At 37.1% G+C, this 25,840-nt stretch carries 25 protein-coding genes; 19 read left to right on the top strand and 6 right to left on the bottom strand.

Going from position 1 to position 25,840, the window contains the following annotated elements:
* The first annotated feature begins 158 nt into the window (after positions 1–158).
* The 17 genes from MSC25_RS01745 to MSC25_RS01825 all read left to right on the top strand — a co-directional run bounded on the left by MSC25_RS01745 (position 159) and on the right by MSC25_RS01825 (position 16,962).
* Positions 159–698: a tetratricopeptide repeat protein gene (locus MSC25_RS01745; RefSeq protein WP_096041687.1), complete on the top strand. Its 540-nt coding sequence runs from the start codon at positions 159–161 to the stop codon at positions 696–698.
* Between the two features lie 4 nt (positions 699–702).
* A complete protein-coding gene (locus MSC25_RS01750; RefSeq protein WP_096041688.1) occupies positions 703–1,224 on the top strand; it encodes a hypothetical protein in 522 nt (173 codons plus the stop codon).
* A 143-nt stretch (positions 1,225–1,367) separates the two neighbouring features.
* A complete protein-coding gene (locus MSC25_RS01755; RefSeq protein WP_096739604.1) occupies positions 1,368–1,847 on the top strand; it encodes a hypothetical protein in 480 nt (159 codons plus the stop codon).
* Positions 1,848–1,968: 121 nt separating this feature from the next.
* A complete protein-coding gene (locus MSC25_RS01760; protein ID WP_096739605.1) occupies positions 1,969–2,445 on the top strand; it encodes a hypothetical protein in 477 nt (158 codons plus the stop codon).
* Positions 2,446–2,447: 2 nt separating this feature from the next.
* Entirely contained in the window at positions 2,448–3,143 is a 696-nt protein-coding gene (locus MSC25_RS01765; RefSeq protein WP_096739606.1) for a hypothetical protein, read from the top strand.
* 305 nt (positions 3,144–3,448) lie between these two features.
* Entirely contained in the window at positions 3,449–4,936 is a 1,488-nt protein-coding gene (locus MSC25_RS01770) for an OmpA family protein (protein WP_248442267.1), read from the top strand.
* Between the two features lie 247 nt (positions 4,937–5,183).
* Positions 5,184–5,603, top strand: coding sequence for a hypothetical protein (locus tag MSC25_RS01775; RefSeq protein WP_248442270.1), 420 nt, complete (start codon positions 5,184–5,186; stop codon positions 5,601–5,603).
* Complete coding sequence (locus MSC25_RS01780; protein WP_248442273.1) at positions 5,525–6,733, top strand: IPT/TIG domain-containing protein; 1,209 nt, start codon at positions 5,525–5,527, stop codon at positions 6,731–6,733. Before MSC25_RS01775 ends, MSC25_RS01780 begins: the two co-directional genes overlap by 79 nt.
* A gap of 29 nt (positions 6,734–6,762) precedes the next feature.
* Positions 6,763–7,230 (top strand): hypothetical protein, encoded by a 468-nt coding sequence (locus MSC25_RS01785; protein ID WP_248442275.1) that lies wholly within the window; start codon positions 6,763–6,765, stop codon positions 7,228–7,230.
* Between the two features lie 77 nt (positions 7,231–7,307).
* On the top strand, positions 7,308–8,027 hold the full coding sequence (locus MSC25_RS01790; protein ID WP_248442277.1) for a hypothetical protein: 720 nt from the start codon (positions 7,308–7,310) through the stop codon (positions 8,025–8,027).
* Between the two features lie 79 nt (positions 8,028–8,106).
* Positions 8,107–8,304, top strand: a complete 198-nt coding sequence (locus MSC25_RS01795) for a hypothetical protein (RefSeq protein ID WP_096739610.1) — start codon at positions 8,107–8,109, stop codon at positions 8,302–8,304.
* Positions 8,305–8,460: 156 nt separating this feature from the next.
* Positions 8,461–10,515: a hypothetical protein gene (locus tag MSC25_RS01800; protein WP_248442279.1), complete on the top strand. Its 2,055-nt coding sequence runs from the start codon at positions 8,461–8,463 to the stop codon at positions 10,513–10,515.
* A 35-nt stretch (positions 10,516–10,550) separates the two neighbouring features.
* Entirely contained in the window at positions 10,551–10,961 is a 411-nt protein-coding gene (locus tag MSC25_RS01805; protein ID WP_248442281.1) for a hypothetical protein, read from the top strand.
* Complete coding sequence (locus tag MSC25_RS01810; protein ID WP_096041701.1) at positions 10,958–11,395, top strand: hypothetical protein; 438 nt, start codon at positions 10,958–10,960, stop codon at positions 11,393–11,395. Before MSC25_RS01805 ends, MSC25_RS01810 begins: the two co-directional genes overlap by 4 nt.
* An 80-nt stretch (positions 11,396–11,475) precedes the next feature.
* On the top strand, positions 11,476–12,639 hold the full coding sequence (locus MSC25_RS01815; RefSeq protein WP_248442283.1) for a hypothetical protein: 1,164 nt from the start codon (positions 11,476–11,478) through the stop codon (positions 12,637–12,639).
* 89 nt (positions 12,640–12,728) lie between these two features.
* Positions 12,729–13,523, top strand: coding sequence for a hypothetical protein (locus MSC25_RS01820; protein WP_248442284.1), 795 nt, complete (start codon positions 12,729–12,731; stop codon positions 13,521–13,523).
* Positions 13,524–13,905: 382 nt separating this feature from the next.
* The gene (locus tag MSC25_RS01825) at positions 13,906–16,962 is read left to right on the top strand and encodes an ATP-binding protein (protein ID WP_248442285.1); all 3,057 of its coding nucleotides are present in this window, start codon (positions 13,906–13,908) and stop codon (positions 16,960–16,962) included.
* Positions 16,963–16,979: 17 nt separating this feature from the next.
* Here MSC25_RS01825 and MSC25_RS01830 read toward each other — a convergent pair whose 3' ends face one another.
* The 6 genes from MSC25_RS01830 to MSC25_RS01855 form a co-directional block, all read right to left on the bottom strand.
* A complete protein-coding gene (locus tag MSC25_RS01830) occupies positions 16,980–17,819 on the bottom strand; it encodes a UDP-2,3-diacylglucosamine diphosphatase (RefSeq protein WP_029773612.1) in 840 nt (279 codons plus the stop codon).
* Positions 17,820–18,047: 228 nt separating this feature from the next.
* A complete protein-coding gene (locus MSC25_RS01835; RefSeq protein WP_248442286.1) occupies positions 18,048–19,772 on the bottom strand; it encodes a proline--tRNA ligase in 1,725 nt (574 codons plus the stop codon).
* 90 nt (positions 19,773–19,862) lie between these two features.
* Positions 19,863–20,567 (bottom strand): tRNA (N6-threonylcarbamoyladenosine(37)-N6)-methyltransferase TrmO, encoded by a 705-nt coding sequence (gene tsaA / locus MSC25_RS01840; RefSeq protein ID WP_004586655.1) that lies wholly within the window; start codon positions 20,565–20,567, stop codon positions 19,863–19,865.
* A gap of 292 nt (positions 20,568–20,859) precedes the next feature.
* Positions 20,860–21,429, bottom strand: a complete 570-nt coding sequence (locus MSC25_RS01845; protein ID WP_024033565.1) for an outer membrane beta-barrel protein — start codon at positions 21,427–21,429, stop codon at positions 20,860–20,862.
* Between the two features lie 240 nt (positions 21,430–21,669).
* A complete protein-coding gene (locus tag MSC25_RS01850; protein WP_004586653.1) occupies positions 21,670–22,134 on the bottom strand; it encodes an acyl-CoA thioesterase in 465 nt (154 codons plus the stop codon).
* A 133-nt stretch (positions 22,135–22,267) separates the two neighbouring features.
* Positions 22,268–23,914: an electron transfer flavoprotein-ubiquinone oxidoreductase gene (locus tag MSC25_RS01855; RefSeq protein WP_248442287.1), complete on the bottom strand. Its 1,647-nt coding sequence runs from the start codon at positions 23,912–23,914 to the stop codon at positions 22,268–22,270.
* Between the two features lie 206 nt (positions 23,915–24,120).
* Here MSC25_RS01855 and MSC25_RS01860 point away from each other — a divergent pair, with 206 nt between their 5' ends.
* Complete coding sequence (locus tag MSC25_RS01860; RefSeq protein ID WP_121637524.1) at positions 24,121–24,870, top strand: electron transfer flavoprotein subunit beta/FixA family protein; 750 nt, start codon at positions 24,121–24,123, stop codon at positions 24,868–24,870.
* On the top strand, positions 24,871–25,797 hold the full coding sequence (locus MSC25_RS01865) for an FAD-binding protein (protein ID WP_248442288.1): 927 nt from the start codon (positions 24,871–24,873) through the stop codon (positions 25,795–25,797).
* The last annotated feature ends 43 nt before the right edge of the window (positions 25,798–25,840 follow it).

Genomic DNA, 25,840 nt, shown 5'->3' on the forward strand with positions numbered 1-25,840 from the left:
ATTACTAGCCTAAGATCTGTTCGTATCTGATACCTAGTTAGAATAAGTATTGGAGTAAGAGTTTATAAAACACGTTAACAGTGCACAGAGTACTGTTATTAAATAAAATTATTGGGAGTGCGGGCCTTTATTGCTCGCTTACTATAAGGACTATACAGATGAAAAAACTACCATTAGCGATTGTACTTGGCTTAGCCAGCGCTATAGCATCGCTTGAACTACAAGCAGATACCGATAAATCGCTATACGCAACGGTTTCAACCGAAGAGCAGCGCAATGTTGACATACAGCTTGGCAAAGCAAAACAAGGAGATGCTGAAGCGATGGCGAGAGTAGGTCGGCTTTATGCACAAAGCTCTGGTAGGGAGTACCCTCAAGACTTTGATAAGGCACGCTACTGGTTAGACAAAGCTATTGAACAGGGTAATACTAGCGCTTTTTACTATTACGCAAAGTTATATGAAAAGGGAACGTTTGGTAAAAAAGACCCTGTTAAAGCGTTTGAGTATTATCAACAAGGTGCCGAGGCTGGAAACATGACTGCTATGTACTTTGTATATGAGGGCTACCGAGATGGAAAAGGAGTTACGGCAGACCAAGAAAAAGCTCAACACGTGTTGGATGAGTGCGCAGAAAAGGGCGGGTCACTGTGTTCTGACTTGAAAAGGGTTTTAGGTAACTTAAATAAAAACAAATAATATTATGCTATTGAATAATGAAAAACTTAAACAGAGTTTGGCTGCTTACTCCCACATATTTGATAAGGTAAGCGATAAGAATCACATAGCATTTAAAACCAAAGCAACGGGTCTCGCTAGTAACTTAGGGGTTATATTTGCTGTGTTGGCGCTAGGTGCAAGTACACAAAGTTTATCTTTAACATTTTACGCATGGGCAACGGCGGTGTTTGTATGTTTATCACTTTTATTGCTTAGTGCCAAAGTGTTACTGGTATTTACAACTGCAAGCAAAGGTTGTTATTACAGTATTTCAATACTCGGTATAAAGCACAAACAACATGCTTATTTACATAGTAAAGGGTTTACCGTTGAGCCCGATACTGATTTACAAAATAAGTGGCGGTTAGTAGTTGCCAATCAACGCTATTTATTAAATAGCCGAAGCGATGCTGAGTCACTGGCTTTAATGTTAGCTTTAATTTTAAACACAAATGCTTTCATTAAAACGCACAGTGGTGCAAACCCTGAGCTAATAACTAAATAAAACTATCAAAATAATAAGGACATTTTTAAGATGAAACCATTTCTAAACGACCCTGCGCCAGTTTTATGGCGAATAAAAGATTACGCCAAGCTTACACTGCCTTTTTTTGCGCTGTTTTTATTTGCAAATATACTGAGGTTATTATGAAGCCAAAGTCCCGTAAATCAGCAGATGGCACCTTTTATATTTACAAAGATATGGGGATGTTTAGAGTTACAGGTTTTGTTATTGGACTTATTTGTATTGCTCAATTTGCATTTTCTTACGATAAAGCCGATTTTAACCTATTTGCGTGGGTATGTGTTTCTACATTGTGTTGGCATTTGCTTTTTTTAAAGTCGCGCTTAAGTGTGCCACCAAATAATAGTGTGCTTGAATTTAAATCCAGTTCACTTTACCCAATTAGGACTGTTCATTATCAATTGAAGGATATCACAAGTGTAATAGCCACTCGCCACCCTATAAAAAAAGAGTTTTTTCAATATCATGTTGAGTTTGAAAATTTATCTAGGGTTACTTTAGGTTACAGTCGCGCACATAAAAATGTTAGAAATATCGCAAAAGAGCTAGCTGAGCATATTAATAAGCCTTTTGTAGATGATATTAGAAATTTTTTTGATTGATACGCTAAAAATTTATAAACAGATAACCTATTAAACAGAAAAGTGCACAGTGCCTATGGTGTACTTATAAACTCAGCAAATGAGTAAAATGCATACAAATCGAAAGTTAAAGGAGAAAACTATGAAAAAAATCGCTTTTATTACACTGGCTCAATCATTACTTTTATCATTTACGGCAAGTGCCGTTGACTACAGCATCCCAATCGAAAATTGTAAAAAATCAGTAGATATCGTTTTAAATCAAGATTATGAGCTTTTCAAGCAGGTTTATGCACCGCTATCTAAAGATATGGACCAAAGTATTGTAAAAGGTATGTTAGCTCGTAAGCATGCTAATTACACAAAAAAACAGTATTTGGGTATCCATAACTTTACAATCGTTGGTACTGAGGTGCTTGAGGATGCTAAAAATAGTATAATTAAAAGAACACAAAGGAATGCATTGAAGTATGGTTATACTGACGAGCTGTGGATTAATTATACATTTAAGACATCAAAGGTTTTTGGTAAAAAGGAAGACAACGTAACAATAAAAGGGAAATGTAAGTTTGGGCAAGTCGATGGTAAGTGGCTCATGGTCAACTTATTAAGAAGCTAAATATGACTAATAAAGAACAACCAACCAGTCTAGACGATAAAAAATGGTTTAAAAATGTTCACTTTAAAGAGCAAGATACCTTATGCCCAACGAGTGAAATTAAACTTCCTTTATTGCGTTTATTATGTCATTTGTCTTTTCCAATAGAGTTATTATTTAGCGCAACTTTAATTACGCTTTCATTGTTAGCCGGACTTTGGTTAGTTGACAGCTATAGCTTAGCTAGCTTAGTTGTTTATTTACCGCTCCTTATTGGTACCCTATTTTTAAAACGTATTCTTATATGGCGCAAGTTTGGGTTTAGTTCAAAACACGTGATGACCATAAGTAAAGATAAAATTAAAGTTAACCCATTTATAAATGATTCATTAAAACAAAGCAGACTATTCAAAAGGGATGAAATCGAGTCGGTATTATTTAATTACAGTTTTATTACTCATGTGTCTGATACACAAATTCAAGTAAATGCTGCGCTAAATAGGGCTTTTATAAACCTAAAAACAGGCGAAAACATTGAGTTGAACGTTAACCGAGTGGGGTTGTTTAATGTTTTGTATTTGTTGTATTACTTTGATTACCCATTAATTTATAAAAAATCATTTGAAGGAGGGGGCTCTAGTATCGGCTATATATTCTTACGCGTTTCTGGCATTGTAGCTAACTTTCCTATAATAGCGATGTACCTTGCCGAGTTTTAGTAAGTAGCTAATATTAGAGCGCTTCAAAATCGCTGTGGAAACTAGTTAAATAGGCTAGGTAACTTAACAGGTTTCATGTCGTGTTAAAACCTAGCTCTAATTAAGTTAATATGAGAACTTAATTAAAAAATGGCTAGCGGATATGAGTGGCTTTTCAAAGCCAATTGCATTGGCTTTGTAATATAAAAAAATACCCATGCATACTAATATGTTAAGTTTTAATTTACGAGTTAAAGTATTAGAATATTTAACGTTTTCTAAATAAACTAATTTTTAGAGCCGAACCTATAAAAAAAGGAATTTTAATGAACAATAAAGTAATAAAAATACTCCAAATATTTATAATTTATCTAATTGGAGTATCAAGCGTACAAGCAAAGCCATTATTGTCACCGTATCCAAAAGCAAAGCTAGATAATTCAGTTACTCTAGCGGGTGAAGAAACTCAGTTAATGACAAAGTTTGATCCTAATGCAGAAAAATCTAAGCAGTTTGAGTTTACAAAATTGATTGGTGATACAGCTCATTACGCATATGAGATAAAAAATGTAGCTTCGTTAAAGGTTACAAAAAACTATGAAAACGCTTTACAAGATGCAGGCTTTAACGTGATTTACAGGTGTTCTTTGAGTGAGTGCAATTCTGGGAAATATAATAATGGTAAATTGATATCAGAAAAGACTAGTTATTTTAATGCTTATACCTACTATAAAAAGCCTCATTATATTTTTGCTACAAAAGGAGGTGACGAACTTAAAGCCGCAATTTCATTATTCGTAGGACAACATGAAAATAAAACAAGAGTGCTATTAACCTCTGTGGATATAAAAGACATTGAAACAGGCCTTATCTCAGCTGATTTTAATGCATTCAAAAAACAAAATGACACAAAAACAACAAAACCCCCTCGCAAAGATAAAGGTGGGTCGTCTGATCACCCATTAATCAGTCGTTACCCCAGCAGTTACATTGAAGATTACAAACAAGTAGATTATGAAGAATTTAGCATTCCTATTGGTATTGCTGATAAAAAGACCAAAAAGCTTCCAACACTTGATGTAACTGGCGATTTAACACAAATTACTTATGTTGTGAAAAATGTGTCAACACTTAAAATTTATCATAACTATCTAAGTGCATTAGTAAAAGAAGGGTTTGAAACCATATTTTCTTGTCAAAAATCTAGGTGTGGTTATAGACCTACGGTACAAAAATTAGGGGATGCTATTTCTATATCACAGGTCTACAATTACTGGCATCAGCCGCGATATAACGTAATGAAAAGCACATTTGAGGGGCAGACTACTTACGTAGCGTTTTTCATAGGCAACTATAAAGGTGATTCTCGTATTCAGCTTTTAGTTATGAGAACCGAGCCACTAATAACGGGGTTAATAGAAACAAATAGCGATAAAGTACTAGAACAACTAAAGCAAAAGGGCAAAGCGTCTATTTATGGTGTACTGTTTGACTATGATAAAGCAGTTATAAAACCTGAATCTAAGCAATCTTTAGATGTGATAGCGCAAGTTCTTGAAAAAAATAAAAAATTGAGTTTATATGTTGTTGGGCATACAGACGACAAAGGATCTGCAGAATATAATCTAGACCTTTCTAAACGCAGAGCTAATGCGGTAGTTAAAACGTTAATCGCTGATTATGGCATTGCCAAAACAAGGTTAATCCCTCAAGGTGTTGGGCCTTATTCTCCGGCAGCGACTAATAAAAATGAGCTAGGGCGCGAGCTTAACCGTCGTGTTGAGTTAGTTGAAAGGCTGTCTGATGCAATTTAATGTATTTTAAAAATATAATATAACCAACTTAGTTAATGCTAAAAAGCTAAGTTGGTAATTTTTCAATGCTATAAATAAAGATAGATAACATTTTCGCTAGTTGGAAAACAGCCACGCGCACTGTGCTAATCTTAAGGATGTGTAAAGTAAGTATTTATTATATAAGTACTTAATACACATCTTTTTTAGCTTTTAGCGTTATCAGCACTAAATTATAAAAATTGGATAATTAAACAAGGATGGACTCTTGAAAACACCACTAATATATCTTTCGCTTTTAAGTGTTAGCTGTGCTTTTTGCACGCTAACCTATACACCAAATTCACATGCAAAAAATATTCAGCCAACCACCCATATAGGTACATGGCAAAATAAAGATGAAGACGGTGATGGTGTGACTGATGAGCAAGATGACTATCCGTTTGATGCGAGTAAAACTCAATACCCTGTTTATTTTGAAAAAGAACCTAACGATAACCCATCTGTTGCAACTGCAGTAAGCTTGGTAAAGGTTTTAAAGTTAAGGGCGTTATTTCATCAAGAACAGACAAAGGTGATTTATATGGTTTTAACGTTGATGATGGAACTATGGTCACTGCTGTATTTGAAAGTGCAGCTAAACGATTTGACCCGCAAGTTTATGTTTCAAACTCAGAAGGCAGAGTAATTAGTAAGTATGTTATTAGTGAATATAAGAAATTGGGAAAACATATTGTTAATTTTCATATGTTTGAGGCGGGTCGTTATCAACTAAGTGTAATGGATAATAATTACGGTGGTGGCCCTGATTTAATCTACAGTATGGTTCTATTTTATGACGAAGATGTAGATGCTTTTGATGATGAGAAGGAACGTGCATTTGGCAGTAACCTTATTAAGAATGACCAAGATCAAGATGGTATTTTAGATGGTTTAGAGCACGTTTTATTAAATAGTAGTACTGACATAGACTTTGATGGTGATGGAATACCGAATTGGCAAGATGTCGACTCTGACGATGACTCTTTCACTGACAAAATAGAAGGCATTGAAGATTTAGATAAAGATGGCTTCCCAAATTATATAGACCGTGATGCTGATGGTAATACCATAGATGATGAACTGGAAATTGGTGATTTTAACCATTCACTTGATTTTGATGATGATGGAAAATTAGATCACTTAGATTTAGATGATGACGACGATTTAATATTAGATATTTACGATACGCAACGTCGTAAAAAATCTCAAACTATTAAATTAACAGGGCCTAATCAAAATCGTTTACTTGTGCGCAGGGTTTATAATATGTCCTTTGAGGGGCACTCTATTCGAGATTTTATTAGAGCTGGGGATAAAGTAGAGTTTGAAGTAGATGGCTTACCAGCAGATGCAAAAAATTTGGTCCTTGTTTTTCAATATCCTGATGATCTTATTAACTTAAAACCTACTATAGCTAGAATTGAAGGCAGCAAAACATATATAAGTTTAGAGCTGCCAAGTAAGATAGGCGAGGCTTATGTATATTTAGCTCATGATGAGGTTATTAGTGATGCCCAACCAATTGAAGTTAATAAGAGCAAATCCCCACTTTTAAAACCTGAAAAGCGAAGCATCAGTGCAGGAGAAACAATTACTCTTATAGGTGAAAATTTTAATGAGCAGACGGTTGTTCATTTTAAAAATGTGACTGTTAATAGCATTTATATAGATGAAAAAACCATTAAAGTTAAAACGCCACGTCAACTAAGTGGCTGGCGTTACTGGGCAAGTAATCAGTTTGGAAAAAGTAACGCGGTTAGCTTTTCAATCGAATAGGTCAGGCCCTAATGTTTTAAGGATAAATAATGAATAAATACCTAATTCCATTGTCGTTATTAGCAAGCTTTACATGCCACGCAAAGCTTGATTTAACAATCCCAAAAGAAAATTGTTTTAAAGCAGTAGAAATAGTAAAAAATAAAGATGAGCAGCTATTTAAGCAGCTGTTTACACCCGTTGACCATATCCCTAATGCTGATAAGGAAATTACAAAACTCGTTGACAGTACACATAATAAATACTACGTAAAAGAGTACGATGGTATTAGAAACTTTCGTCTTGTCGAATCAAAGCTTGTTAACTACTCTGAGGACACTAAGTATAGTGTTGTAGAAGAAACGTATGAAAGATGGGGATATACAGAGCAAGCATTTATATATTACAAATTTGATGCCTATGATAAAAGACTTAAAGAGCAGCGCACAGTGTATAATAAATGCCGTTTTGGTCTTAAAGACGGTAAGTGGTATATGGTAAATTTACTGCAAGATTAGTTCGTGCTTGTTAAAACTAGAAGAGCATGTAATTGATATTACATGCTCTTTTTTATAATTTACTGTTGAGATTATTAATGCAAAGCGAAAAGTTAGATATACAATTAGATGACAAGTTTTGGTTTAAGCTCGTAAATTTACCAGAAAAAGACGCCCTGACCCCCACGAGTAAAATCACTATGCCGGTAGTGACTAAATTATTTAGGCTAAATTTAGGCATTGAGTTTTTATTTGCAATTGCATTGGGTGCGCTTGCATTGTATAGCCATGTTTGGGTTGAAGAGGACTGGGTTAGCGGGTTGTTTTATATATATATTCCTTTATTCCTAGGACTATGTTTTTTACGAAAGGTGTTAATTTGGCAAAGGTATGGCTTTAATTACAAAGCCGCGTTTGAAGTAAGTAAAGATGAATTAACCATCGTTACCGAGCCATTATCTAAACAGCAACACATAACTATGGCTAAAGCCGATATAGATTACATACAATTTAGCTACGGGTATATGCGCTCAAACGGGCAAGGCTATCAAGAAAAACGATCGCACATTTCCCAAGCGGTTGTGGTTTTAAAAAACAATGAACGCTATACAATTAAGCCAAATACCATCGCAACATTAAACTTGCTTTATCTGTGCATTTATTTTGACTACCCCGTGAGTTACAAATATGGCCTTACTGATGGCGGTGGCAGTATTATGTTTATTTTGATGCGAGTTATGTCAATGGGTGGGAATTTTGTAATGATAGGTCTCTACTTATATTGGCTAGGGGCAGGGTACTTGAAATCAATTTTTTAGCTCAAGCAGAAATTTTCAACCTAAATGATTATGTAAAAAGTGTTCATAAGCATACAAAGTTTAAAACAAAGGGAATGTGATGATTAAAGGATTTGTGAGTATCATTTTAATTGCCGTACTGGGAATTACGTTATTAAGTATAGGACTGTACCGGTTTGCAATTCAGCCTGAATCTCTACAAACAATGACCTATGGGTTAATGTGTATTGGCGGACTTTTAAGTATGTACGGTTTGCTCGCTATGTTTTATGAAGGGCTTACTAAAAAGGCATATTAAATCTTTAGGGTGTATAAGCTGTAGGCTTTAATTCACTTAAAGTATATACAGTTGATTGCTCTAATTATCATTTTTGATTAAATTGCATACTTTATATAAATTAGGTACAGTTTATAACTGTAAATGCTTTATGGATAAACCAACAAGGATGGATTCTTGAAAACACCCCTATTTTACCTTTCATTGTTAAGTGTTAGCTGTGCTATTAGCTCGCTAATGTTTATAACACCATTAAACGCAAAAACTATTAAACCAACTACCCATATTGGCACATGGCAAAACAAAGATGAAGACGGCGATGGCGTACCTGATGAACAGGATGCTTACCCGTTTGATGCAACTAAAACCACAATGTCGGTTGTTCAAGAACAAGAGTTTAATAATAACGTTGGCCAAGCAAACCCTGTTGGGAATATACCTTTTAAAGCGGCGGGGGTTATTGCTAAAAATGTAGATATAGATGATTTTAAATTTAATATCCCCAGCTCAATGCTATTTGAAGACTTATCAGTGACGTTTATACTTTTTAAAGATAATTCACGTTTTACACCGTCTTTAACGATTATTAATAATAATGGCGATGTTATTTCTTCTATACCAACAAACATTGAACACGTTGGTAAAGTCGGTCAGGTTATTACTTTTTCACCTAAGCAAGCAGGTGAATACAATTTAAGTATTACTGATAGAAACAACTTAGGTGCAGATAGCTTTACATATACGGTACATGCATTTATTGATATAGATAAAGACGCAGTTCCTACAAACAAAGAGCTTGCTTTGGGAATGAACCACCTTGGGCAACATACAGATGCTGATAAAATACCCGATGGAAATGAGTACCATATCTATACAGCTAACTTTATCTTTAGTCATGATGTCGACAATGATGGTACTCCAAACTGGCTTGATTTAGACAGTGATGATGATGGCATTAATGATGCTATAGAACAAACCTACGATTTAGATGGTGATAAAAAACCAGCCTTTATAGACTTAGACAGTGACAATAATGCAGTTTTAGATTCAGATGAATTAAACTTAGTTGAGTTTATTCGTTATGACTTTGATGGTGATGGCATCCCTAATTTTTTAGATACTGACGACGATGGCGACTTTTTGTTTGATGAAAATGACACTCAGCCACTAGAAAAACTAATTGGTATAAATAACTTATACCCATCAAATACACCAGTCATTAGCTCTGCAACATATTCTCATAGTGACGAAGCAGTATTTATTAACAAAGTTAGGCCGTTTTTTCCTGCTAATTTAAATGCAGAAAACCTAAAAGGTGATGCGGCACATTTGGTAATATTAAAAGGGGATGATAAACAGCCGGTCGTTAATTTACCAGTGACGATTACATCAGAGAATAAAATTGAATTTGTTATACCTAATTATCCAAAGGTAGCGTTGGGCGGAGAACCCATTACATTTTTTCTAGCTATAGATGGCTATAAAACCCACAGTATTGATGCCAAATTACTGCATCCAAAAACACCAGTTATTACAGGCATTCCGACTAAAAATGTAGTCGAAGGCGATAAAGTATTAATAACTGGTGCAAATTTAGAAAGTGGTACTGCATTAGTTTTTGCAGATGGCCCAACAATACAGTTGGATTATATAGATGATACTAATGCTAGTTTTATTGTGCCTAGTGATGTTGGTACAGGCTGGTTTAGCTTACAAAATGTATATGGTGAAAGTAACTACTCAAGTATCAAAAAAGAACACGTTATATCGCTAAAGATTGTAATGCCTGATTACTTACATATTAAAGGGCCTTTTTATGTAGATAATTTAGACGGCGAGTTTTATGGCATTAATGCTTTTAATAACAAACAGGTACAAATAAGCTCAACCACTGATTATATTTCTCTTTATTACAAAGACGGCATTCGATTATTCCAAAGTTACATAGCCGATGATAGCCAAATAGAGCTAAGTGTTGATAGTACGCTTAAATCTTTTGTTTTACGTGCTTTTGCATATCAAAACAAAGTTGAGAATGTGCAAGAGTTAAAAAATAAAATAAGTGATTTAGTATCATACAAAGAGTTTAAATACTGGTATGAAGAAAATTTAAGGCAAGAGTCGATTGACGCATTTTTAAAAGATGACTCTTATAGCATTATTGGTAAAGCCACAGCAGTAGCCGATGATCTTTATAAAAAACTAAAAAGTGAACGTAAAAATAATAATTAAGAGTGAATAAGGGAACGTTATGTTAAAAAAAAACCATGTGTGTATTGCTCTGTTCATTAGTTTTGCAAGGGTGTGTAGACTCCCACTTAGTGACGGGGGTTATTGAAGATTCAATTAAGTTTGAATCTGGCGATAGCATGTTAATCTATGATGTAAGCATTGAGGGTAGTAAGCATAGCTGCACAATGCTATTGGCTGTAATGGGAGAGGACTTATGGGCGCTAGAAAACGAAGATACCTTATTAGGGGGGTTAGCATGTATTGATAAAGAGGGTCGAATTTTATCTGGTCCTCCGGAAGTAGATGGTTTTACTTGGAAACCAGTAGAGGGCGGTTTTGAATTTACTATGAACGCGACTGCTACAGAGCAAAATAATAAAAGTGAAAAACTTAATATTTACACAACGTCCCCCTTATTTGTTCCGTTAACAAAGGATTTGAAATGAAATCACAATTAATAGCGCTTTCTAGCATCATATTTTTAAGCACAGCAGCTTTTGCTGATGAATCTAACGTAAATTTGCCAGCCAAGGATAATCAAGATCCATTATTTATAAAAAAATGCGAAGAATTTAGACAAGCAAAAGCTGATAAAGACATTGATACTTTGATGACTTTTGTACCAAAGCATTTTAAAGATACGGAAGACGAAAAAAAACGAGCTATTGCATATTTGAGTAAAGAAGCTGAGAAGTTTCAGGAGTATGCACAAGATCCTAATTTTGAGATTACCTCTATTAAAATATCTACTAAAGCACCTAAAAAAAATGCATCCGTTAGGATTGAAGCTAAATCAGGTGATAAACGTAGTTACTCTACGGGTTGTGCTTTTGAAAAAACAAAAGCTGACGGTTGGATAATCATTGTTGCGTCTAGTTAATTAGCTTTTCGACTACTTTAAGTATTTTTATATTATGAGAGTATGTAACTAAGCATACTTTTTTATTCAAAGAGGGAATTTTGGCTAATTCAATTATATTAAAATCACTATTAGAAACGATTAAATGGCTATTTATTTGGCTAACATTAGCAGGGCTTGTGCTAGGTGTTTTAAGTCAAGGCTTTATTTTTGATACAAGCGATGGGCTTGATGTTTTATTAATTATTGTGCTTTTGATGTTTCAACACCGATTAAAATTTGATGAACACAATAATCGAATAGATATAAAGTTGGGGGCTTATTTTTTTAAGAAAGAAATCTTCACGTATAGTCACCACAGCATTGATACAAACAGTATAAACACAATATCGTTTAGAGCAGATAAAGCTGTAAATATCATAGATATTAATTACACTTCAGCAGAAGGTAAATTGAGCACTTATACGTTTAGGTGTTTCAAGCAAGACAAACAAGCACAGCTAGTAGTGAGTAAACTCTCAACTGTTGAGCGCGTTTATGCAGCTAAACGTGAAGAGGCCGAGGCTGAAAAAACAAACTCAGCAACGGTGAACAAATTTACAAAAATATTTCCGCAACATACTATTTTAGGTAATGCGGAGGCTAAAAATAATATTCCCATACTTAGGTGTGCGCTACCGCTCCCTGATAGTAAGAAAAGCTTAGTTCATTTTGTCGTCGTGTGTTTTGCTTTGCTTACACTATTTATTGCTTTTTCATCACAAAATTGGAAATCATCTTTTGCATTTTTAGTAATAACTTATGTAAGTTATCACTTTGCTAGGGTTATTGTTTGTAATAAATACTATTTTATAAAAACAGCGCCTCTAAGCTCCATTATAGTAAATGGTGACGAGCTTTATTTACCCGCACTATTATTTACTGATAAAACACCGCGTACATTAACTAAGCAGGATATTATTAGCATTGAGGCTAAATGGAATTACAACTACGATTCAATTGATGACTCTATTGGCAGAACTACAAAAAGGTCACACTTAATATCGCTTGTTTTTAATACCACAAAAGGGCAGAGCATTTCGCTGACGCACTGGAGTGTTGATAGTGAAGCCCTAGTATATTCGTTATTAAAATACCAATACCCAGTTTCATTAGATAGAGCAAGCGAAATGGTTTACCCATTTAAGCGGCACGTAGGATTATTCGTTTTATTATTCATACTCATTATACTTGTTATGAACCTAGAAAAAGTTATATCTATTTAATCTAATAGGTACTTTATTACATGCGCTGATAACAGCTTAATATAGCGTGTTATATCGCTTTTTAGCTCCTAAGTTTTAAGGATGAAATTTTGAAAAATATTGTTAAGTTAATAGTTTTTATCACTGTGGTTTTTTGTGGTTATGCACATGCGCAAAATAGCCTAACACTTAATTATCAAGTCACTAAAGAGTTAAATCATTTCGCACATATTAAAATAAAGGTCACCGATAAATACCTTCGTACAGATTATATTTTGCCAAATAAAACCTTTACAGAAATGACCATTAAAGATGATGGCCAATATATTCTAGATCATCAAAAAAACATTGCTTACAGAACTGATTACTCAGTTACGTATAAGCGCGCAGAGGATGCTTTAAAAGGAATGCTGCAATACGCTCCAGGATTTACCAAAGAGCAAATTTATGAAATGAGCTTAGATCCTAAAAATGACCCTAATAATTACATTGCTTATGAAAAGGAAGGAGATAACTTATTTGTAGGATATTTAGATGGTGATAAAGTAAAAACAGTTAAAATAAGTGCATTCCCAAATCAATTTATATCATCTACTGAATATACTTGGCTGTTAAAACGAGCAAAAGAAGATACTTATTTTGGAAAAGCGTTGGTTGGTTTTTTAGACGTGCCTTTAATAGACTTTATGCGCAAATTTAAATACGACACAGGTCAATTACCGACGGAAATCACATTGCACAATGAAGGAAAAGCTGTTTTTTTAAAGACAGTTAGTAACGATGGCATAGATCAAGACGATCTTGAAATAGAGTCTAAGTTTATAATTAAAGACATAACACATGAATCGATTCAATTTTTGAATAATTTAAAGAATATCGCCAAAGAAACAGGGGTAATAGAATGAAAAACTTCACTGTAATAATTATTTCATCTTTAATAGCTTTATTTATATTGAGCTATGGCCTTTTTTCGATGACTCTAGACTCTGATTCGAGCCCATTAATCAACTATATCTGTATTGGAGGAGGGTTTACCTTTTGTGTGGTTATAGCGATATTTGTTGTAAAAGAAGGTTTGCATAACCAGAAGACTCCTAAGTAGCTCCTTGATTGAGCGCTTGTTCATCTTGGGTTAACTCTTTGAGGTGGTTATTTGTTTTGTCTAATACATTAGTACTTTAATTATTAAAAATATTAAAGTTAATAACGATAAGTAGTTAGTTTTGGGCTCCTTTTTAGCTTTTAATACTCTATACTGTAGCGAGTAAAATCTGTTGGTGAAGGTTAATGTTAGAAAGGAATGTATTTATAACAGCAGCAAAAGGTAATAAATTATTACTGGTTGCCATTATTGTTTTTTTAGTTATTGCATTGCCTTCGGTGTATGTGTTTGAAAAAAAAGTACGCGCAGAGATATATAACGATGCTCGTAGTGAACTCAATCGTGAGCTTGAAACAAAAGCCGCGTCTTTAAAAAATCATTTAAACGACAGTATTACCGCGATTCGCTTTTTAAACGCCACTCCACCTATTCAAGGTATATCTAGAGCGACCGACAACCAATTAATTGACCCTCTATTACAAACCCCAATTGCTGTATGGCAAGACCGCCTTGCTGATATTTTTAGCGGGTTTATGCAAACCGACGATTCTATTTTGCAAGCACGTTACATTATGCTTGCTGAAAATGGCCAAGAGATAGTACGAGTAGACCGCTTTTTAGGTGACATAATTAGGCTAGAGGGCGCACAACTGCAAAAAAAAGGCGGGCGAGACTACGTACTTAAAGCCAGCATGCTTGATGAAAAAAGCGTGTATATATCGCCTATTAACTACAACCGCGAAAACGGTGAAATACAAAAACCCTTTGTGAGTACATACCGCGTAGCTAAGCCTGTTTTTGATCATTTAAAGCAAGTGTTTGCAATTTTAGTGACAAACTACTCCGCAGATAAGTTATTTGAAAGTTTAACGTTTGAACTTCCACCTGGGATTAATATTTATTTGCTTAATAATGAAAGCGAATTTTTATACCACCCAAATCCAGATTTACGGTTTGGCTTTGAATTTAACCAAGCCAAAACCTGGAGCGATGAATTTAGCCCCACACAAAACATGAACTCTCACGAAACCTTGTTAATAGGTGATGCGCCAAAACAGTACTTTTTAAATAAACGAGTAAGTTTTGAAGGCGATATTGCCATGCTGCCGTTAGAGATGGCCGTTTCTATTGATTCTGAAACCTTGTTGGAACGCGTTGCAAAAAGGCGCGAAAGTTTTATTGCCATCACCGCCACATTTTTTACCATATTTATAATTATTACGCTGTTGTATCAGCGCTATATTAATCGCAAGCTGCTTATACACTCTTTAACAGAGCAAAATAATAAAGTGATTGAAAATTCACTCGACGCTATTTTTACCATAGACAGTGATGAAACTATTATTCACTGTAATCAAACGGCTAAAAAAGTTTTTGCAAGTAGGCTAGGTAATGACAACACCCGCTTTAGTAACTTATTTACCCTTGCAGATGAAGATAAAAACTGCATTAATGAAACCATAGAGCATGGCTCTAAAATGCCATTTGAAGCGGTTTATACTGGTGATGATGGCAATAAAGAATATTATTCAATCACGCTGACCAGCGTATTTGATGTATTTAGCAACCGTTATCAGGTTGCTGCTATTTTACGTAATATCAGCTCGTTAAAGCAAACTCAATCACAGTTACAGGGTTTAAATAGCACCTTAGAGTTAAAGGTATCTCAGCGTACTGTTGAACTTGAGCGAGCGATTGACCAAGCCCTTGCCGCAAGCCAAGCAAAAAGTGACTTTGTAGCCAATATTTCCCACGAAATACGCACACCCATGAACGGTGTTTTAGGCATGCTTGAAATGCTTAAAGAAGACAGCCTCACTGAGCAACAGCAACACTATTTAAAATTAGCTAATAGCAGTGCGCACTCGTTAATGAATTTAATTAACGATATTTTAGATTTTTCTAAAATTGAAGCGGGTAAACTAGATATTGATAATCACTCGTTTGATGTTATCTCTGTCTGTAGCGATATGATTAATTCAATTGCGCTGCAGGGCCAACGTAAAGGGCTAGAGGTCTTTTTAAATACCCAAAACGTGGTTGATAGAATGGTTATTGGTGATAGCCATCGCCTTAAGCAAATTTTAATTAATCTAATAAATAATGCGTTTAAGTTCACGCATAAAGGCGAAGTAAGTTTGACCTTAAACTCTAAATATATTACCGACAGTAAAATTTTAATGAGCTTTATAATTAAAGACACCGGTATTGGTATTGCCCCTGAAAACATCGATAAACTGTTCGATGTGTTTACCCAAGAAGATTCAAGCACAACCCGCCATTTTGGTGGCACCGGTTTAGGGTTATCTATATGTAAAAAACTGGCGCAATTAATGGGCGGTAATATCACCGTTAGCAGTGAAAAGGGCGTAGGCAGCACCTTTGTTGCAACGGTAGAGCTACATGTGGCGCAACAGCAAAAACTTAATACCGGCATCGAGCTTTCTAAAGAGGTCAGTGTGGCGGCGCTTATTGCCCGCGATAACGTATTTAAAAATGTATGCGGATTATTAACTCAAACCTGTAAAATTCAGCCAAGCCATATTACAAGGCTCGACTACTTTAGTGAACACAGCGAATTTGATGCCGATTTACTGATTATTGATGACGAACACCCGCAAGTTAATGCGCTAATAAGCTACTGCGAAAAGGCAGATAAAAAATATGTGCTTATATTGCGAGACATGGTGGTGAATAAGCAATCTAAAAAGGTGTTTCCTGAGCATAGCCACATTTTGCACAAACCACTTACGCAAGATCAATTTACCTATAAGCTAGGCAGTATTTTTGGCGCTAATAATGAGTTTGTTTTAACCGCGCCTAAACAAGCAAACGACATAGAGCCAGAGCCTGAGTTGTCTAAGTATCATGTATTATTGGTAGACGACAACATGATTAACATTGAGGTAGCGAAGGCTATTTTAAAACGCACTGGGATAAAAATTACCTGTGCAAGTGATGGTATAGAAGCACTCTCTGCCCTTAAATTTAATCAAGAGCAACCGTTTGACTTAATTTTAATGGATTGCCAAATGCCTAACCTAGATGGCTACGATACCACCAGCGAGATAAGAAATGCTAAAGCTGGGGTTGAGTATATTAGCATTCCAATTATTGCCATGACCGCAAGTGCAATGGAAGGCGATAGAGAGCGTTGCATTACCGCCGGCATGAATGATTATATTACCAAGCCAATAAAGCCTAAAACACTTAAAAATAGGCTACTAACCTGGTTAAACTAAATGGGCTAAGTCAGCAGTTACGCTGCTGACTTACTTGGTTTGGTATCAGTTTGAATAGGTTTAACTAAGCTGGTTACATCGGCTGTATCAAGTACTTTTTGCGTATCAGACCAATGCAACAGCTCTATTTTACCGTTTGGTTGCTCAACTAATGCGGTACAGCTTTCAATCCAATCACCATCATTACAATATACTATGCCATCTACTACTTTAATTTTAGGGTGATGGATGTGTCCGCAAATAATGCCATCGACCTTTTGTTTTTTTGCCTCATGAATAGCGGCATCTTCAAAAGCGGCAATGGCTTCACGGGCTTTATGTACACGTGCTTTTATCCATGCAGCAAGAGAATAGTAGTTACCGCCAAACACTTTACGAACTCGGTTAGTCCAACGATTTAAAAACAGCAGTAAGTCGTAACCTGCATCGCCTGCAATACTTATGAGCTTGTTGTAGCGGGTTGCCGAGTCAAAGTCATCACCGTGGATCAGTAAAAAGCGCTTATTGGCTTTTGTGGTATGGATAAACTGCTGGTGGACTTCTACACCAAATAAAGTTTGATTTATGTAGTGACGAAAGGTCTCGTCGTGGTTACCAGGTATGTATATTACACGGGTGCCATCAAGGGCTTTTTGTTGAATACAACTAAGCACTTGGTAGTGAGATGGGTGCCAATAAAAACTGCGCTTCATCGACCACAGATCAACAATATCACCCACTAAATAAAGCGTATCGCATTCAATTGAGTTTAAAAAATCTAATAAGTAGTCAGCTCTACAGTCTTTATACCCTAAATGTACATCCGATATCCAAACGGCTGGATAATGTTGTTTTTTACGCTGTTGATTGTTTGTCATGCCCGTCATCCATAGTGTAATAATTAAACACTGTAGATAAATCTAATGACACTTATGAGACACTTTAGCGAAGCCTCCATGACAATTTATATCAAACCAGCTAATTAAAGTTTATTGTTATGGAAAGGAGATTAGGTGAGCAGTTTTATATACATTACCATTAAACGCGCATAAAAAAGGCCGCATGTTTAAATGCGGCCTTATAGTTTGTTTTAAGCGTAGGTGTTATTAACCTTTAACAGCCGCTTTTATAGTCTCTATTGCGGTGCCTAAATCAACCATTAACTTTTCACCGGTGCGGCGATTTTTAAGCTCAACCTTATTTTCATCAAGGTTACGCTCACCAATCACTAAAGTATAAGGTACACCCATTAATTCCATGTCGTTAAACATAACGCCAGGGCGCTCTTTACGATCATCAAATAAAATATCTAAGCCTGCATCTTTTAAACCTTGGTATAGATTATTAGCAATATCAGGAATACGATGCGACTTATGCATGTTCATTGGCACAATAGCTAAATCAAATGGGGCAATAGATTGTGGCCAAATAATACCGTAATCATCATTATTTTGCTCAATAGCCGCTGCCACAATGCGCGAAACACCAATACCGTAACAACCCATAGTCATTACTTGGTTTTTACCCGACTCGCTCAGTACGCCTGCTTTCATGGCTTCTGAGTACTTAGTACCAAGTTGGAAAATATGACCAACTTCAATACCGCGTTTAATTTGTAAAGTACCTTGTCCACACGGGCTCGGATCGCCTTCAACAATGTTACGAATATCAGCAACTTGATATTCTTTAACATCGCGATCCCAGTTAATTCCGCTAAAGTGCTCGTCATCTTTATTAGCACCGGCAACAAAATCTGCCATTACATTAGCGGTTCTGTCTACAATAATTGGCATTGTTAAACCCACAGGGCCAAGTGAGCCTGGCTTTGCACCAATTGCTGCAACAATGTCAGCCTCAGTGGCCATTTCAAGTGGAGAGTCTACAAGTGGGTGCTTTTCAGCCTTTAATTCGTTTAACTCGTGATCGCCACGTAGTACAAGCGCAACTAAACCACGTTGTTCGTTTTCATCAGGCGTACCGTACACAATTAATGTTTTAACACCGCGGTGTGGTTTAACGCCGTAGTGCTTTTTAAGCTCGCTAATGGTTTTAGCATCTGGTGTAGGAAACGCTTTAAGCTCTTTAGATGGCTCAGGACGACTTTGAGTTGGAGCTAACGCTTCTGCTTTTTCGATGTTAGCTGCATAATCGCTTGCATCACTAAAGGCAATTGCGTCTTCACCCGATTCAGCAAGCACATGAAACTCATGCGATAAGCTACCACCAATAGAGCCCGTATCAGCAAGTACTGGGCGGTATTCTAAGTTTAAGCGTTCAAATATATTACAGTACGCTTTGTGCATTACTTTATATGTGGCATCTAAACACGCTTCACTTAAATGAAATGAATACGCGTCTTTCATCGTAAATTCACGTGCACGCATTACACCAAAGCGTGGGCGTCTTTCATCGCGCACTTTAGTTTGTACTTGGTACAAAGTAACAGGCAGTTGTTTATAGCTGCTAATCTCTTTACGAACAAAATCTGTAATTACTTCTTCATGCGTAGGACCTAGCGCAAACTCACGGTTATGGCGGTCATTAAAGCGCACAAGTTCAGGACCAAATTGCTCCCAACGGCCAGACTCTTGCCATAAATCAGCAGGTTGAATAACCGGCATCAACATTTCTATTGCGCCTGCTTTATCCATTTCTTCACGAACAATATTTTCTACTTTACGAAGCACGCGTAAACCAGAGGGTAACCATGTATATAAACCCGAAGCGACGCGACGGATCATACCTGCTCTAAGCATTAATTGATGCGAAACAATTTCAGCATCTGATGGCGTTTCTTTAAGTGTTGCGAGTATATATTGACTGGTACGCATGATTTTTCCGAAATTAAGTAATATGTTCTTTTTAATAGGGCGCTAAGTTTACCAGCGCTTGCTTTTACACTAAAGCGCTAACTGCACTTTTTAGTTATTTTCTATACTTGTTACTAAGTTATGCTCGCCGTTAACCTGCCAGCGTATATTATAATTATACAGTGTCATACCATAACTTTGCTCGCCTTGTTTTTGTTTTTTATAGGCAGGGCGTGGGTCTTGTTTTAGTACATTAGTAATAAAATCTTCAAGCTCAGGGTAGTGTGTTTGCTTGGCAATAAAGTCAATTGCCTCGGGTGAAAACGCGACGCTCATTTGTGTTTCTGGTCGGGTATCGGCAAAACCGGCACTGGCGTCATGCATTGCATCTGAATACGGTAAGTAAGGCTTTATATCCACAATAGGCGTGCCATCGAGTAAATCTATACCAGCAAGCAGTAAACTAAGTTGGCCGTTTTTATACTCAACACCTTCAAGTTTTACAGCGCTCATCCCAATGGCGTTGGGTCTAAATGTGGCACGCGTTGCAAAAACGCCTTTGCGCTCATTGCCGCCTAAACGTGGTGGGCGCACCATAGCTGAATACCCTTTATCGGCGGTTTCATGAAACCTAAATAACAGCCAAATATGGCTAAATTCTTCAATACCTCGCACAAATTCTTCACGATTAAACTCAGCAGTAAAAATAAGTTTGGCTTTAGCTTGAGGCACTAAACGTGGTTGCCTAGGTATTGCAAACTTTTGTTTATAAGGGGATTGAATGTGGCCAACAGCCGAAATGCTATAATCGCTCATAATGCTCAGTTAACAAAAAAATAGGGCCCTATTCTACCTCTATTTAGTATTTATAGCAGTACAGTTAATGCGTTATATTTTAGACTAGCTGGTTTAATTGAGTATTAGACTAAACGGTTTAAAATATAGCGATTAGTGTTTATTCCAATTTGCTAAATTAAGTGGAGCTATTTTGAGGCTGGAGCGACACGTTTAGCGCCGCGATATGATTAGCTATTATTACGGATGGATATTATGTATAAGCAACAAAAAGGTGAGCACATGGCTCACCCTTAAGTGTTTTAAATGCTAATTAAAACATGTATTGAATTGATACTGATGCAACATCCATTTCTGGGTCAATTTCATCATCTAGTTCGTAGCGTTCGTACTCTAAGCGCATTTGAACATTGCTAGAAAACGCGTATTGAATACCCGCGCCGTAAAACACGTCGCCGCCGTCTTGTGATGCTGAAATGCTACCAACAGGAAGCTCTTGCTCTACATCTGCATCCCATTCAAACCAACCACCTTTAGCATATACTGAAAAGCTTTCAGAAAGCGGAGCCGCTAAAATAGCTGCTAATGACACACCATCAACTTCTGCTTTGCTGTCGATGTCGCTCACTTCATCAAAGTTTTGATAAGCTAACTCAACGCTAAAGTGTTCGTTAAATTGTGTACCAATGTAACCTTTTAGCATTTGTGCATCGTCATCAAATTCAGTGTCGTTTTCGCTGTCTTCAAATTCAAATGAGTATTGGCCATAACCAACACCTGTATAAATGCGAGGAGAATCAAAATCCGTAATGTCAGCGTGTGCTGCAGAGTTAAAACCCAGTGTTGCTAAAGCAATTGCAGAAAGAGAAAGTGTTTTAATCATTGTATAGCTCCTTTAAAAAAATAATAAATGTTTGATTTAACTTATCAAACGACAATTAGTTATTTGCAGTGAGCATGCCAACAATAGGCTGTGGTTACAAAATAGCCGTAAAAACGACTTATACGGCATTTTTACGGCTATTTTGTATTTTTTATAAGCAGGGTGAACTTTTTTAGTTTTTTGTTTTCTAAGTAAAGGTTGTACCTTTTACATGGTCTATGTGAATTTTACATTGTACTTTTATACTTTATGAAGCAAATTTTCTGTCTCAATTGCAATTTGTTTCATTTTAATAGCGTAGTTTTCCAATTTAATATCTTCTTCTGTTTGTGCTTTAAAAGCAGGAACCTCTACCGGGTAACCTGTTTCGTCCATTGCTACAAAGCTAATAACACAGTGGTTTGTTTCTACCATGTTTTGAGTTTTAGGATCGCCACACCGTACCTGAATAAATATCTGCATACTTGTTGACCCTGTATGCGCAATCTTTGCTTCAACTTCGACAATCTGCCCAACCAAAATAGGGCGTCTAAATTTAACCCCAGCAACAGAAACGGTAACGCAATAATGGCCGCTCCAACCTGCAGCGCAGGCATAACCCGCTTGGTCAATCCATTTCATGACCACACCACCATGAACCTTCCCACCAAAATTTACATCGGTAGGCTCTGCTAAAAAACGAAATACAACATTTGACGACGGCATATTAAATACTCACTTTATGAAACTTACCTATGAGCATACCGTAAAAAAGGGGCCGAAGCCCCTGCAATTTAGGATAGGTTTATAATTTATATGTAAAAGATAGGTTTTTAATGCACCTTTGTGCATAAAATAGTTACATATTAGGGTAGTTTGGCCCGCCAGCGCCTTCGGGTGTTACCCACGTAATGTTTTGGCTTGGGTCTTTTATGTCGCAAGTTTTACAATGCACACAGTTTTGAGCATTAATCACAAACTGATCTTCACCTTCAATTTGTTGCACTTCGTATACCCCTGCAGGGCAATAGCGCTGTGCGGGCTCGTCAAACTTTACTAAATTAACCGCAATAGGAATGGCGGGATCTTTAAGCTTTAAATGGCAAGGCTGCGACTCTTCATGGTTAGTATTAGATAAAAACACGCTAGAGAGTTTATCAAAGCTAAGTAGGCCATCAGGCTTAGGGTAGTCAATGTGAGGGCTGTTAGCTGCATCTTTTAGCGTGTCGTAATCGGGCGTGTTGTCTTTAAAGGTAAAGGGCAGTGCACCGTTGAAGATGTTTTGATCAAGGGTATTATACGCCCCCCCAGCAAACTTACCTAATGTATGCATAGCGGGGCCAAAATTACGCGATTGGTAAAGCTCTTTATAAGCCCAAGATTTTTCAAACGCGTTTTTATAATCGGCTAAATCAGTATTAGCTTGGCCATTTTGGAGTGCTTTAAAAATAACATCTGCCGCCACCATGCCTGATTTCATTGCGGTATGGTTACCTTTAATTTTGGCAAAATTGAGTGTACCGGCATCGCAACCTATTAATAAGCCACCAGCAAAATGCATTTTTGGCAGCGAGTGAAGGCCGCCTTTTGCAATTGCACGGGCGCCATAGGCAATGCGTTCACCCCCTTCAAGGGTTTGCTTAAAAACAGGGTGGTGTTTCATTCGTTGAAACTCATCAAATGGGCTTAAATGCGGGTTAGAATAATTTAAATCAACAATTAACCCTACAACCACTTGATTGTTATCGCAGTGATACATAAAAGAGCCGCCATTGGTATCGCCACTTAGCGGCCAGCCCGTACCATGCACTACTTTACCTTGCTGGTGCTTACTGGCATCTATTTGCCAAATCTCTTTAAAGCCTAAGCCATAGTGCTGTGGTGACACATCTTTATCAAGCGCAAACTCGTTGATAAGCTGTTTACCTAAATGCCCGCGACACCCCTCAGCAAATACAGTGTATTTAGCGCGAAGTTCCATACCTGGCATATAACCATCTTTTTCATTGCCGTCTTTATCAACGCCCATATCGCCCGTAATAATGCCTTTAACGGTGTCTTGCTCAATAATTAAAGAGTGAGCGCTAAAGCCTGGGAATATTTCAACGCCTAAATTTTCAGCTTGCTCGGCAAGCCATCGGCACACATTGCCCATAGAAACAATGTAATTACCTTCATTATGAAATGTTTTAGGGGTCGCAAAGTGAGGGAGAGTAGTGGCTTTTTCACTGTTATTAAACCAATAAATTTCATCCTGTGTCACTTGTGTAGTGACGGGGGCGCCAAGCTCTTGCCAGTTAGGCAAAAGCTCATCTAAGGCTTTGGTTTCAAATACCGCGCCTGAAAGAATATGCGCGCCTACCTCGGAGCCTTTTTCTACTACACAGATAGTTTGTTCTTGTTGTTTTTCTTGCGCTAGCTGTGCGAGCTTAATTGCACTGGCAAGGCCGGCTGGGCCCGCACCTACAATAACTACATCAAATTCCATGGTTTCACGTTCGACCATAATAACCTCTTAATCAATGACGGGCTTAGCTAAATTAGATAAGCAATGCAGCCTTTTTAATACTTGCACATTAAATGTTACAGGCTGTGAATACTTTAAGGTTATTTTAGGTTGACGTTTACGTCAACAGGAAGTAGTCTGAATTCATAAAATAAATAGGTTGACGTACACGTTAGCTTGTAGGTTTAAATATAGATGGAGTTCCTATGAAAGTTCTCGTTCCAATAAAAAGAGTGATCGATTACAACGTTAAAGCACGCGTAAAGGCTGATAACAGCGACGTTGACTTAGCAAATGTAAAAATGGCAATGAACCCATTTTGTGAAATTGCGATAGAAGAAGCCATTCGATTAAAAGAAGCGGGCACTGCAACTGAGGTTATAGCGGTAACAATTGGTGCAAAAGCAGCGCAAGAGCAGCTACGCACCGCACTTGCATTAGGTGCAGATAAAGCCATTCACATCGAAACCGATGAAAAACTAGAATCGCTGCACATTGCTAAATTATTAGCAAAATTAGTTGAGCAAGAAGCCCCAGAACTGGTTATTTTAGGCAAGCAATCTATTGACTCAGACAACAACCAAACAGGCCAAATGCTGGCGGCTTTAACTAAGCGCGGCCAAGGTACGTTTGCCTCTAAGGTGGATATAAACGGTAACACAGTGAATGTAACCCGTGAGGTAGATGGTGGCTTACAAACTGTTGCACTAAAACTGCCCGCTATTGTAACTACCGATTTACGCTTAAACGAGCCTCGCTATGCATCGCTGCCTAATATAATGAAAGCAAAGCGTAAACCACTTGATGTAATAGCAGCAGATTCGTTAGGTGTTGATTTAACACCCCGCGTACAGTTAATAAAAGTAGAAGAGCCGGCTAAGCGCAGTGGCGGTATTGTTGTTGAAGATGTAGCCCAGCTGGTAGAGAAACTTAAAACAGAGGCAAAGGTGATTTAAATGAAAACACTTGTAATTGCAGAGCACGATAACGGTGCACTAAAACCAGAAACCTCAAAAACAATCAATGCGGCAAGTAAATTAGGCTTTGATATAGATGTACTTATTGCGGGTTTAAATGTAGGCGCAATGAGCGAACAGGTTGCCAGTATTGAAGGTGTTACAACTGTACTCACCGCCGATAATGCACTTTATCAGCATCAGTTAGCTGAAAATATGGCTGAGCTTGTTTTAACTATTGCCGATAATTATACACATATTGTTGCCAGTGCAACCACCACAGGTAAAAACTTTATGCCTCGCGTTGCAGCGCTTTTAGATGTAGCGCAAGTGTCAGAAATAATAGAAGTAATAGATAGTGATACATTTAAACGCCCCATTTACGCCGGTAATGCAATTGCCACGGTTAAATCGCTTGATAGTAAAAAAGTGATCACCGTACGAGCGAGTAGTTTTGACTTACAAAGCCAACAATCACCTGCCAGCATAAATGCATTAGATACGTTAAGTGATACTCAATTAAGTGACTTTGTAAGTGTTGAACAAACCGAGTCAGAGCGTCCTGAGCTAACTGCAGCAGAGGTAATTATATCAGGTGGTCGTGGCATGCAAAATGGTGAAAACTTTGCTTTATTAAACGGTATTGCTGACAAGTTAGGCGCTGCAATTGGTGCGTCTCGTGCTGCCGTTGATGCAGGCTTTGTACCGAACGATATGCAAGTAGGGCAAACGGGTAAAATCGTGGCGCCTAATCTGTATATTGCCGTGGGCATAAGTGGTGCTATTCAACATTTAGCAGGTATGAAAGACTCAAAAGTTATTGTAGCGATTAATAAAGACCCAGACGCACCTATATTTCAGGTGGCTGATTACGGCCTGGTTGCTGATTTATTTGAGGTATTACCGCAGCTTGAAAACGCGCTATAAACATATTCTGGTTGTAAAGCCGCGGTGAACTTAGGTTCCTGCG

It is taken from the genome of Pseudoalteromonas sp. 1CM17D, assembly GCF_023161805.1.
Lineage (GTDB): Bacteria > Pseudomonadota > Gammaproteobacteria > Enterobacterales > Alteromonadaceae > Pseudoalteromonas > Pseudoalteromonas atlantica.